Here is an 11,783-nt window from a genome sequence, read left to right as displayed (position 1 = left end):
GAACCATGAGCATCCCTCACACCTTGCCCCAACGCCCCTACCGGCGCATTGCCACCGAAGAGGCGTTTTCGCCACCCGAGATGCTGGACATCTACAGGCGCATCCTCGCCAAAGACGATGTGGATATGGGTTTCAAGCACCTGATGGGTTTTTACATGAGCAGCCCCAGTGAAAGGGCCCAGCACATCATGCGTTGCTTGGTCGATCTGGATGAACTGCGTCTGGCCCACATGGATGCGGCAGGTGTCGATGTGCAGGTGATCGGCCTGACCTCGCCGGGGGTCCAGATCATGGACAAGGACACGGCGGTGGCTTTTGCGCCAGAAGCCAACGACGTTTTGGCCGCAGCCACGCGACGCCATCCTGATCGCCTGGTGGGCATGATTGCCGTCGCGCCGCAAGACCCGGCCGCTGCAGCCAAAGAAATCCAGCGAGGCGTGAACCAGTTGGGCATGCATTCGGTGGTGATCAATTCCCACACGCAGGGAGAGTACCTGTCGGACACCAAGTTCTGGCCCATCTTTGAGGCGGCCGAGGCGATGGACACGCCCATCTATTTGCACCCCAACGCGATGCCCGCCAGCATGATCCAGCACTTCATTGAGGCCGGACTCGATGGTGCCATTTATGGTTTTGGTGTCGAGACGGGTTTGCACGCGTTGCGTCTGATCACCTCGGGTGTTTTTGACCGCTTCCCCAAGTTGCAAGTCATTTTGGGTCACATGGGCGAGGCCTTGCCGTTTTGGGCGTATCGCCTGGATTACATGCACGCGGCGACCGTGCGCTCACAGCGCTACCCCAGCGTGCAGCCACTGCAGCGCAAACCCAGTGACTACCTGCGCGAGAACTTTCACATCACCAACAGTGGCGTGGCGTGGGGCGCTGCACTCAAATTCACACAAGACTTCATGGGCCCCGACCGCGTGCTTTACGCCATGGACTACCCCTATCAATATGTGCCCGAAGAAGTGGCTATGCTGGAAAACCTGGACATGGCACCCCAGGTACGCAAAGCCTTCTTTCAGGACAACGCAGAGCGGCTGTTCAAAATTGCACCCGCCAAATGAACGTTTGAAGCATCGCTGTTAGACCCCCCTAGGAGACAAAAATGAAAACCATGGATCGCCGACAACTGCTGGCACTCACTGCGGCTGTGTTCGCTTTTGCCAGCCCGGGTGTTTTGGCACAAGGCACTTACCCCACCCAGACCCTCAAAATCATTGTGCCCTTCACGCCGGGCACTGGCATGGACACCATCGCCCGTGTGGTGGCGCCGCGCCTGAGTGAGCGTCTGGGGCAGTCTGTAGTGGTGCAAAACCAGCCGGGTGCCAGCGGCAATATCGGTGCTGAGGCGGTGGCCAAATCTGCGCCCGATGGTTACACCGTCTTGATGGGGGCCAACACCATGCTGATGGCGTCACAGATGTACAAAGGTGTGGCCTTTGACCCGGTCAAGGATTTCGCCCCCGTGTCGATGGCCGCGTATGGCTCCTTGATGCTGGTGGCCAACCCCAAGACCGGCATCAAGTCATTGCCCGAGCTGGTCAAGCAGGCGCAGTCTCGGCCAGGAGCCATCAGCTTTGGTTCGCCGGGTGTGGGCACCCCGCACCACATGGCCATGGAGCTGTTCAAGCTGGAGTCAAACACCTTCATGCTGCATGTGCCGTACCGCGGTTCGGCTGGATACACCCAGGACTTGTTGGGCGGTGAGCTCAATGTGGGCTTTTTGCCTGTGCACATCGCGCAAGGTTTTGTGAAAAACGGACGGCTGAATGCCTTGGCAGTGGGCAGCCCGAAGCGGCACCCCGTAGCCCCCGATGTGCCGACGTTCGACGAAGTGGGCGTCAAGCGCGTGGATGTGGACCTCTGGTACGCGTTCTTTGTGCCTGCCAAGACACCGGCTGCCGTGGTCACGCGTTTGAACACCGAGATGGCGGCCATCTTGCGTCAAACCGATGTGAAGGATATTTTGGGCAAGGCAGGCATGGACGCTGTGCCGTCCAGCCCGGCAGAGCTGTCGGCCATTGTGGCCAAAGACTACCCTCGCTGGGGCGCGGTGATTCGCACCAAACAAATTTCAGCCGACTGATTGAACCAACAGAAAGGACAGCATGAACATGCGAACAGCCGATATTGCCATTGTGGGTGGCGGCGTAGGCGGGCTGGCCTTGGCTTTGCATTTGCACCAAAGAGGTGTGGCTTGCGAGGTCTTTGAGGCTGTGGCCGAGGTGCGCGAGCTGGGGGTGGGCATCACACTGTTGCCGCACGCCATGCGCGAATTGGCTGCGCTCGGGCTACAAGCCGCCATTGAAGCGGCTGGCATTGAAAACTACGACAGTGCATTTTTCAACCGCCACGGCCAATTCATCTACAGCGAGTTGCGCGGGCGTCATGCGGGCTATACGGTTCCCGAAATCGGCATTCATCGAGGCAAGTTACACAAGATCTTGTTCGACGCGGCGGTGCAGCGATTGGGGGCTGATCGCATCCACACCGGGCATCGTTTTGCCGGGGTGACACACAGCGAAGAGGACGTGACGATTGCCTTCAATGACCCCCAAGGGCAAGCGCTGCCGCCGGTTCGCAGTCGCGTGCTGGTCGCAGCCGATGGCGTTAATTCGGCGGTGCGCCGGATTTTTTACCCGGATGAAAAAATGGTGTTCACGGGCATCCATACCTGGCGTGGCGTGACGCGTTTTGCCCCGATCCTGACGGGCAAGACCTACATGCGCATTGGCTCGATCGAGACGGGCAAGATGGTCATCTACCCGATCGTCGACCAGGTCGATGGACAAGGTCAGCAACTGGTCAACTGGATGGCCGAGATCCGCATGGAGGGCCTGACGCAAAACGACTGGAACCGGCAAGGCCGTGTGGAAGACGTGTTGCCTTTGTTCAAGGACTGGACTTTTGACTGGCTGAATGTGCCGGAGTTGATCGCCAATGCCGAGTCGATTCTCGAGTACCCCATGGTGGACAAAGATCCGATTCCGCAATGGACCTTTGGGCGTGTGACCTTGCTGGGCGATGCCGCCCATCCGATGTATCCCCGGGGCTCCAATGGTTCGGCCCAGGCCCTGGTCGATGCCCGTACCTTGGCCGATGAGTTGGCCGCTACCCCGTCCGGCGATGACTTGGCGCATGCCTTGTACCGTTACGAGGCCGTGCGCTTGCCCTTGACGTCCAAGGTGGTACTGACCAACCGCAGCACACCGCCCGACTTCATCAACATCAAGGTCGATGAGCTCACACAAGGCCGGCCTTTCCGACACATCGATGACGTGATCAGCCAGGCTGAGTTGCGCCAAATCTCGGACGATTACAAAAAAATTGCCGGTTTTTCACTTGAAGCATTGGCCCACAAATCCTGAGCGTTCAGCGTTTGTGACGCAGTCAAGGTTTTGCGGCTGAAGTCCAGCCCATTTCAAGCCAGTGCGCATAGCCGGGTTTGAAGGGCCATGCGGTGTATTGCACGGGCGTGCCCTCGGGCAGCACGTGTTCGGTCAGGTGGTCCAGCCAAGGGCTGATCGCGCCGATTTTCTGCAGCCAGTCTTGTCCTTCCGGGCTCTCCATGGCCAATCCGGCTGCACACCTGTGTGCCAGGGGCAAGGCGGAACCCGGTGCTGTGCGGCCTGACATGCGGTCGTGCACGCTGCCCCAAGCCACTGGTTTCAAAGTGTTTTGCAGAGCTTGTAAACGGTGGCCAACGGCATCAAGGGAGTCGCCTGTGAAGCGCAGTTGCCCCAACACGTTGTCAAACCAAAAAAAGGCGTCGGGCATGGTTTTCACTGCCTCTGGCAAGCGTGCAAGACCATCGCCCGTGTGCAGGTGCAATGCAGTGCCTTGGCGCTTCAAATCGCGTTCATGACGCCATCGAAACAAAGGTGCCGCTAAAGGGTCAATGTCCCAGGCGTGGATTTCGTTAAATTGCGCCAACCAGGCCGTCGGCAGCATCCAGCCCGCACTGGCACCGATCAACACCAACTGCTGGCGCGGCAGGGTCTGGACCATCAGCCATTCTGAAATTTGTGCAGATGCGGCTGCCCATCGGTCTTGCGATCGCCATGCGCGCCAATGCCAATGCCATCCGCCTGTCAAGTTCATGCGCGCACTTTATCCGGTTTGGCCGGCCTTGCGACCGTGGTTAGCGGATGCTGGCGTGGATCGCGTCACGCAGGCGCAGGTTTGCTGGTGCCATTTTTGTCCAGCATGCAGTAAGACTTGAGGGCGAGGCCGGAAGGCCTCGCTGTATTCACAGCAAATCATGTGCCAGGGTTTGTCATGGCTTGAGCCCAGCTTGGGGCGCTAGCCGATGGCAAAAGTTGCGCCAAGCTCGCTCAGGAGCGGGAAATTTTGTGTATAATTTTTGACTTGACGACGCAAGTCGTTCAGTTTCAGGCTATGCCTTTTGAAACAGCTTTTACCCGGTGATATAGCTCAGTTGGTTAGAGCGCAGCATTCATAATGCTGATGTCGGTGGTTCAAATCCACCTATCACCACCATACTGAAGGGGGCAGACTTTGTCTGCCCCCTTTTTTTATTTGGGCGTTAGGCGAAAACATTGCCCTGCATGCCGACAGTGGCACATCACAGACCATTGTGTCGAAACAGCCCTTTTTTACAAAGCTTAGAGCTCGGCTAAAAGAGACTCTCGTCGAGCCAATTGGCGGCATTAAAGCTGCGCTCAAGACCGTCATGGAGCGAGGCCGATCATGCTGGCAAAATGGAAAAAATAGCTGTTTATTTCCACGGCCACATTTCAAGCGAGACCCTGATGCGGATAGACAACATTCGTAGAAATTTGGTGGCAGGCCTTATGGCGTTGGTGGCCTTTAGCGCATCCGCTGAAGACTTTATATCGCAACGGTCGTGGCTGGAAGACGAGGGTGGACAGCAAACTTTGGAGCAGGTCAGAAACTCTGGTTTTCGGCCCTATGAAGGGGTACTGAGCAAAGGCTTTGGTCACTCGGTTATTTGGGTCAAACTGAAAATAGCTGCACCAGCGGAAGAGCAGCAAACTGCAAAACTCTTTTTGCGTTTGCGCCCTGTTTATTTGGACAGCATCCAGGTATTTGACCCCGCCGTTTCTGAGGGCATTACTGGCCAAACGGGCGACATTTTTCATCCTGGGTTGCAGGCCATGCGCGGCTTGGATTTCATGCTTCCATTGGCGGACGGTCCTTTGCCGCGTGATATATTTTTTCGGGTTATTTCCAGCAGTACCCGGCAGATCTACGCCGAAGTTGTCTCAGAAAAAAGTCTCCTTCAGCAGATGCCCCAGCAACATTTGCTGTTTGCACTTTATATAGGTGCAGTCTTTATATTCGCCGTTTGGGGACTCAGCTATTGGGCTTTTACCAAAGACAGAATGGTAGGTCTCTTTGGGGTCAAACAAACGGCAGCATTGGTTTACGCATTGTGTTCTTTGGGCTATATGCGAATGTGGTGGCCTATGAGTTGGCCGGCGGGGTGGCTTGACCATTTGGCATCGTTGTTCAGCATGCTGGCCACAAGTGCAGCCATTTATTTTCACTATGCATTTTTACAAGACTATCAACTCAGGCGTTGGGCTGTTTGGGTCTTGAGGGGTCTGCTTTTTCTACTGCCCATCAACTTGCTGATTTTTTGGACTGGGCATTCCATGTTGGCTCTGAAAATCAACATGGGTTCGGTGTTGCTGGGACCCTTTGTGATGCTTGGCGCAGCATGGACAGCCAAAGGGTGGGGTGTTGAGCCAAGAGGCCAGGGTGTCTCAGATATCAAGCTTCCCCGATTTTTGGTGGTTGGCTTTTACTCGCTTATTGTCGTGATTTTGGGGTTGGCAGCCTTGCCGGGACTGGGGTTGGCGCGAGGTGGCGAAATCGGCCTTTACTTGGTGCAGGCCCATGGGTTGGCCAGTGCATTGATGGTGGTACTTTTGCTTCAGTATCGAACCCACCTGATGCGCAAAGCACAGTTTGAGAATCAAAGCCTTTTGGCTCGGACGCAGTTACAGGCAGAGCAGGATCGGAGGCTGCGAGATGAGCAGGAAAAACTCTTAGCCATGCTGACACACGAGCTCAAGACACCGTTGGCCACGATTTATATGCGTTTGGATGAGCAGGGAAAGAACGCAAACGCCATCAAAAAATCGATACGTGAAATGAACAATGTCATTGACCGTTGTGTACAAATCAACAAAGTACACGATCACAAACTTCAGGTCCAGATGGAGAACGTTGACTTGATTGAGATACTTTGTGATGTGGTTTCTGGTGCCCCGACACCAGAGCGCATTGGCCTACCACCCAACCTGGCGCTTCGACTGAGTACGGATCGACAGTTGCTGTCGATTGTGTTGAGTAATTTGGTGGAAAACGCTTGTAAATATTCGGCTAAAGAGACGCCCATTTACATTGAACAGCAAGATTTGGGTGATGTTGTTCAATTGAGTATTTGCAATCTTCCTGGCCGTGCAGGCTGGCCGCAGGAAGCGAGGGTGTTTGAAAAGTACTATCGAAGCCCAGGTGCGCAGGGTCAGGCGGGTACTGGCCTGGGTCTTTTTTTGGTCCGTAGTCTTGTCCTGTCACTGAGAGGCCATATTGCCTACAAACCCACATCGCAACACGTTTGCTTTGTATTGACTTTACCCAAAGATTGAGGGTGATGGCTTTGGCTTATTTTGGTCTTTCGGCGCTGGTTTTTCCAAATTGAATTCATGACAAATTCACCTTCATTGCACATCCTGATTGTCGAAGACAATGACAATTTGCGTGAAGCTACGCATGAGCTTCTGGTTCAGCACGGACATCAGGTAACAGCCGTGTCATGTGCAGAAGACGTGGATGACACACCGACACGTGATGTGCCAGATTTGTATTTGGTTGATGTGAATTTGCCCGGTGAAAGTGGGTTTAGTCTGGCTGAGAGGATTAGAAAAAGTCATCCAACGGTTGGTGTCGTGCTCATGACCGCGAGAGGTCAGTTAGAGGACCGGCTGCTGGGATACACCTGTGGTGCCGATAATTATTTGATCAAGCCCGTAGAGCAATCTGAATTGCTTGCATGCATACAAAGCCTGGCCAGACGCATCAAATCTGCAAAGCCGAACGAAGAATCTGAACTGGTTTTGGATGTGCAAGCGTTGAACTTTCGAGGCCCTCTTGGCACCGTTTCGCTCACATATCCCGAATGCTTGTTGTTGATGTCCTTGAGCCGTGCTGTCGGGCAAAAGCTCGAACGCTGGCAGGCCATGCAATTGGTCGATGCCAAGGACAAGGGTCTGTCGCCTGCCAATTTGGAGATGCGTATCAGTACTCTGCGGAGAAAGATGGATGCTTGCGGTGCGCCTGCGGAAGCTATTCGCACCATTCGGGGATTTGGGTATGCCTTGAGTTGTCGCATCAAAGTCGTGTGATGCCTAGGGGCTGGTTCAACCCACTCAACTAATAGGCACTTGTTCCGTTGTGTGACTTTGCCTTCTTGCCGTTGCTCCGCATTTTGCGGTGACCGCTGTTGGTCGAGACATCGGGTGTTGTTTCAGTATGCGTTGAGTTCTCGGGCCTGTGCATTGCCGAGTTCAAGTGCCGAGTGATTCTGGAAACTTGCTTCAAGCCAGAGTCAACAAGCCTTTTGACGTTTTCAAGGGCTTTGCTGCTTATGCTTTGGGCAGTGTCTGAATTGAACACTTTTTCGTTGGCCTGGACAGCAGGCGGTGCCACAGTTTCTTGTGGTCTATTTTCTGTTTCCGTCTCTGTTGTGGCCCCATTAGCTTGCGCTTGCTGTGCTGCAACTTGAGCGCCTAAGCGCGCCGCTTGAGAAAAGTGGGTCGATATCAGTCTTTTGAGTTCGTCAACTTGCGTGAAAGCGTATTCGACATCCGGAAAAATAGCTGGAGCGTTCAACAGTTTGCCGTCTTCCGTCAACAATGCAGTTTGAACTGCGATGCCAGCTGGCGTTGTTTCCACCAAAAATACGCTGCGTCCTTTGATGACTTGCTCAGACGATTCGGTGTTTTTTGCTTCCTCTGCCATGGCTGCATTCTCCTCAAGTTGAACTCATGTATAAACCGTTTGAGTTTACCTATATTCGCAATGCAGTTGTCTATTGAGCGTCCGCAGTCATATCCTGTTTCTCAGCATTTGAGAATTTTGGGAATGGTGTTGGCTGTTCATTTGGCGTTGGCCTGGCTGTTGCTGGCGTCACCCAATTTTCAATTGCCGCGCAAACTCAATTCCATCACGATCGAAATAGGAGCGGCCGCTCCCGAACTTCAGCGTGGTCTTGAAGAAGCCGTCACAGCACAGGCCGGGCAAGGCGGGGCGGCAAGTCGAACGCCTGTACAAAAATCCCCAACCAAAAGCCTGGTGGTTGCAAAACCCTCTATCCCTGCTTTGCCCAATACATCGCCGGATGCGGCCTTGGTGAGTCAACCCATTGAAAAGTCTGCGCCGATTGCGTCATCGGCAGAGCCCAATGCATCGGCATTGCCGGGCAGTTCAACGATGGCTGTTCCCAAAGGACAGGCGCAGGTTCTGCAAGAAACAGTCAGAACCGCAGAGCCTGACGTGCAAGCGGCCTACAAAGAAAACCCCAAGCCTCCTTATCCCAAAGCCGCTTTTCGCGTCGGTGCCGAGGGGACGGTCGAAGTCGCGGTTGACGTCAATCCGGATGGTTCGGTGTCTGCTGTTCGTCTTGCGCAAAGCAGTGGCAACGAATGGCTGGACCAATCGGCTTTGGATACCATTAAAGGCTGGCGTTTCAGGTCTGCGCGCAAGGATGGCGTGATGACCAAAACTGTGGTGAGGGTGCCCATCACTTTCAAGTTGAGAGCCGCCCGATAATCTTAGGCAATCAAGAGGAACGAATATGTTGGATGCACTCATTGTCAATGCCGTATTGGGCATTTTGGTCCTGTTGTCGGTGGTGACTTGGACAGTGGCGTGGGTCAAAGTGCGTCAGGACAAACATGACGTGCGCGAGATGAAAACTTTTGAGCAAAGCTTCTTCAAAGTAAGCGCATGGTCTGAGTTGCCAGGGCTGATCAAAACGTCTCAGTGCGCCTTGGCCCGCATTGCCGAGGTTGGAGTCAACGCTGTTCAGGACTTGCAGGACAGTGGCCCCAGTGTGTTGGTTGATCCTCAACTTGCCCTTGAGCGTGCCTTGGACCACTCGATGCAGGAGCAACTGCGAACACAAGAACGAGGCCTTTCGGAGCTGGCAACGATTGGTTCTATCTCGCCTTTTGTGGGCCTCTTCGGTACGGTCTGGGGCATCATGAATGCACTAAAGCACATTGGTGAGAGCGGTCAAGCGAGCATAGATGTGGTGGCCGGCCCGGTTGGTGAGGCCTTGATTGCCACAGCTGTGGGCATTGCTGTGGCCGTGCCTGCCGTGCTTTTCTACAATTTTTTACTGCGTAAACAAAAGCTGCGAGTCACTCAGATGGCGTCTTTTGCCGATGCGTTTGCCAGGTTGGCCATGAAACATTTGTCATCTGCCATAGGGGTTCAGAAATGAGCATGCGCAGTTCTGGCGATACAGATGGCGCTATTGCCGAGATCAATGTCACGCCTTTGGTGGACGTGATGCTGGTGCTGTTGATTATTTTCATCGTGACAGCTCCCATGATCACACCGCAGGCTATGAAAATTTCATTGCCCCAGACGGATCCCGTGGTGCAGCGCGATCAGGCCAAAAATGAGGTTCTTGTGATTTCAAAGGATGGATCCATGATCTACAAAGGAGCCCATATTTCGGAGGCCGAACTCAAGGCCTTCATGGTGGTCGATGGCAAGACGCCTCACTACCAATTGCAAGTGCAAGCTGACGAGGCGGTCCCTTATGGCCGGGTTGCCCAAGTCATGGCATGGGCGCAAGCTGCTGGATTGCAGAAGTTGACATTTATAACAATTCAACGCCGCCAATATCAATAAAGTTATTGAAATTAAAATCTTTGGATTTTTTTGGGTATTGAATTGACAATTTCATAATATTCGCAATATGCGAATATTGTGCCTCTATTTTTGCCGAAAGTATTTTGCGGTTTTGATTCTGCTGGGGGCTGCTCAAGCGGGAGTCGCGCAAGTATTACAGTACCCGCCCGATCGTGCAGGTCAGCTGATGCAGCAACTGCAAACAGACCCAACTTTGAAGTCGGGAGTTACGCCCACTTTGCCTAAATTGGGGCCGACCGCTGAGCAACCAGAGTTGCCTTCAGTGGCCGCACCAGGAGAAGATACCTTCCTGTTCAAAGCCATTGTTGTTTCAGGCAACACCTTGGTGAACACGTCGCAGATCGAAGCCCTTTTGGCACCTTGGTTGGGCAAAGACATCAGCCTTGCGCAGCTGCAGCAAGCCGTGGCCCAGATCTCTTCGCTGTACCGCGATCAAGGTTGGTTGGCGCAAGCGGTGTTGCCAGACCAAGATGTCTCTGAGGGGCATGTGACCATCACAGTGATCGAGGGCAAGTTAGGCCGAGTGATTGTGCAGATGCAAGAGGCCCAAGCGCAATTGGGCGACGTGGTTCGCCGTCGCGTCCAGTCGTTGATTCAAAACCACATGCAGCTTGGACACCTCATCCAGTTCAACGACATGGACTGGGCGCTGCTGGTGACTGGTGATTTGCCCGGTGTGTCCGTAACGGGCAGCTTGCAGGCAGGTATTCTGCCCGGCACTTCAGATTTGCTTGTGAAGGTCGAGAGCACAACGTTGCTGGCCGGACAAGTCAGTACCGACAACATGGGCAGCCGATCCACGGGCATCGTGCGTTTGAATACGCAGATGCAAGTCAATTCCCCCTTTGGCACGGGGGAGCAATTCTCGTTTTCCGCAAGCAAAAATATGGGCAGCATCTATGTGCGTGCTGCGGTTAGCACCCCCGTGGGCATTGAAGAATGGCGTGGCCTTTCCTTCAGCGCCGAAGTCAGTCGCATGAATTACCGCATCCTGGATAAGTACAAGCCGGATGGCGCGCGCCTGCGACCTGAAGGTTTCAGCGATGTGTATGGCCTGCATCTGCTCGCCCCCTGGCTAAGAACCAGCAACACCACTTTGAGTTTGGACTTGGGTTTGGAGTACCGCAATGCGGTGGATAAATCTGACTTGGAGGTGCCTGGCGCCTTAGGCGTAGTGCGGCGCACCCAAGTGCATAACCACACGATGGCCATGAACTTCAGTCACATGGATGGACTGTGGGGCGGTGGCAACAACGTAGTGGCCATGGTGCATGCGCGTGGCTCGGTCAATTTGGGGCCCTCTGGCGCAGCTTCCATGGATGCAACAGAGGCGCGGACGCAAGGCGATTTTGAAAAAGTCCGCTTAACCGTTTCCCGCCTGCAGTTCATTGATGGCAAGCACTCCGTCTTCATGGCCGCATCCAAGCAATGGGCCAGCAAAAACCTGGACTCTTCAGAAAAGTTGTATTTGGGTGGCGCATCGGGGGTTCGTGCGTTCCCCGGCAGCGAGGCTGGAGGCAGCGCTGGCGTCACTGCCACGCTGGAACTGCGGCGTGACTGGAATGCACAGTGGCAATCCACGTTGTTTTATGACTATGGTCGTGTGACCCAGTTCAAGGTCCCATTCCGTGCAGATGGCACCACGCTGCTCAATGACCAGAGCAATGAACTCATGCTGCACGGTCGCGGTGTGTCGGTCACTTACCGTTTTGTTTCGGGTGCGGAGGCCAAGGTCACCGTTTCACGTCGCGTGTCACCCAATCCACGGCCCACTTCAGAGGGCAAAGACAACGATGGCACCCTTCGCCTCAGCCGTGTCTGGCTGACAGCCAGCATTCCTTTCTGAA

11 protein-coding genes and 1 tRNA gene are annotated in these 11,783 nt (G+C 54.4%); 10 read left to right on the top strand and 2 right to left on the bottom strand.

The features are described from left to right. Nucleotides 1-5 precede the first annotated feature (5 nt). Genes BN3544_RS11890 through BN3544_RS11880 form a run of 3 tightly spaced genes read left to right on the top strand, consistent with a single transcriptional unit; the run spans nucleotide 6 to nucleotide 3,371 of the window. Nucleotides 6-1,067, top strand: a complete 1,062-nt coding sequence (locus tag BN3544_RS11890; protein ID WP_019430269.1) for an amidohydrolase family protein — start codon at nucleotides 6-8, stop codon at nucleotides 1,065-1,067. Between the two features lie 41 nt (nucleotides 1,068-1,108). Further along, nucleotides 1,109-2,089, top strand: coding sequence for a Bug family tripartite tricarboxylate transporter substrate binding protein (locus BN3544_RS11885; protein ID WP_019430270.1), 981 nt, complete (start codon nucleotides 1,109-1,111; stop codon nucleotides 2,087-2,089). 22 nt (nucleotides 2,090-2,111) lie between these two features. Continuing rightward, the gene (locus BN3544_RS11880) at nucleotides 2,112-3,371 is read left to right on the top strand and encodes a flavin-dependent oxidoreductase (protein ID WP_019430271.1); all 1,260 of its coding nucleotides are present in this window, start codon (nucleotides 2,112-2,114) and stop codon (nucleotides 3,369-3,371) included. A gap of 22 nt (nucleotides 3,372-3,393) precedes the next feature. On the opposite strand, the gene BN3544_RS11875 is transcribed toward BN3544_RS11880, so the two are convergent. Continuing rightward, on the bottom strand, nucleotides 3,394-4,104 hold the full coding sequence (locus BN3544_RS11875) for a hypothetical protein (RefSeq protein ID WP_036075180.1): 711 nt from the start codon (nucleotides 4,102-4,104) through the stop codon (nucleotides 3,394-3,396). 322 nt (nucleotides 4,105-4,426) lie between these two features. On the opposite strand from BN3544_RS11875, the gene BN3544_RS11870 reads away from it, so the two are divergent. The 3 genes from BN3544_RS11870 to BN3544_RS14200 all read left to right on the top strand — a co-directional run bounded on the left by BN3544_RS11870 (nucleotide 4,427) and on the right by BN3544_RS14200 (nucleotide 7,397). Then, nucleotides 4,427-4,503: transfer RNA gene (locus tag BN3544_RS11870), tRNA-Met, on the top strand. A 221-nt stretch (nucleotides 4,504-4,724) separates the two neighbouring features. Beyond that, nucleotides 4,725-6,641 carry a sensor histidine kinase gene (locus BN3544_RS11865; protein ID WP_081499380.1) on the top strand — a complete coding sequence of 639 codons (1,917 nt, stop codon included), beginning with the start codon at nucleotides 4,725-4,727 and terminating at the stop codon, nucleotides 6,639-6,641. Between the two features lie 57 nt (nucleotides 6,642-6,698). Beyond that, complete coding sequence (locus BN3544_RS14200; RefSeq protein ID WP_082688199.1) at nucleotides 6,699-7,397, top strand: response regulator transcription factor; 699 nt, start codon at nucleotides 6,699-6,701, stop codon at nucleotides 7,395-7,397. A 28-nt stretch (nucleotides 7,398-7,425) separates the two neighbouring features. On the opposite strand, the gene BN3544_RS11855 is transcribed toward BN3544_RS14200, so the two are convergent. Further along, nucleotides 7,426-8,013: a hypothetical protein gene (locus tag BN3544_RS11855; RefSeq protein WP_019430275.1), complete on the bottom strand. Its 588-nt coding sequence runs from the start codon at nucleotides 8,011-8,013 to the stop codon at nucleotides 7,426-7,428. 18 nt (nucleotides 8,014-8,031) lie between these two features. On the opposite strand from BN3544_RS11855, the gene BN3544_RS11850 reads away from it, so the two are divergent. From BN3544_RS11850 to BN3544_RS11835, 4 genes are all read left to right on the top strand, one after another. Further along, nucleotides 8,032-8,823, top strand: a complete 792-nt coding sequence (locus tag BN3544_RS11850) for an energy transducer TonB (protein ID WP_197409913.1) — start codon at nucleotides 8,032-8,034, stop codon at nucleotides 8,821-8,823. Nucleotides 8,824-8,848: 25 nt separating this feature from the next. Next, nucleotides 8,849-9,499 carry a MotA/TolQ/ExbB proton channel family protein gene (locus BN3544_RS11845; protein WP_019430277.1) on the top strand — a complete coding sequence of 217 codons (651 nt, stop codon included), beginning with the start codon at nucleotides 8,849-8,851 and terminating at the stop codon, nucleotides 9,497-9,499. Then, nucleotides 9,496-9,915, top strand: a complete 420-nt coding sequence (locus BN3544_RS11840) for an ExbD/TolR family protein (RefSeq protein WP_019430278.1) — start codon at nucleotides 9,496-9,498, stop codon at nucleotides 9,913-9,915. The genes BN3544_RS11845 and BN3544_RS11840 overlap by 4 nt, the downstream gene beginning before the upstream one ends. 187 nt (nucleotides 9,916-10,102) lie before the next feature. Further along, nucleotides 10,103-11,782, top strand: a complete 1,680-nt coding sequence (locus tag BN3544_RS11835; RefSeq protein WP_026036708.1) for a ShlB/FhaC/HecB family hemolysin secretion/activation protein — start codon at nucleotides 10,103-10,105, stop codon at nucleotides 11,780-11,782. Nucleotide 11,783: the final 1 nt, after the last annotated feature.

The sequence above is a fragment of the Limnohabitans sp. Rim47 genome (assembly GCF_001517545.1).
Taxonomy (GTDB): domain Bacteria; phylum Pseudomonadota; class Gammaproteobacteria; order Burkholderiales; family Burkholderiaceae_C; genus Limnohabitans_A.
This window is presented reverse-complemented; position numbering and strand designations above follow the sequence as displayed.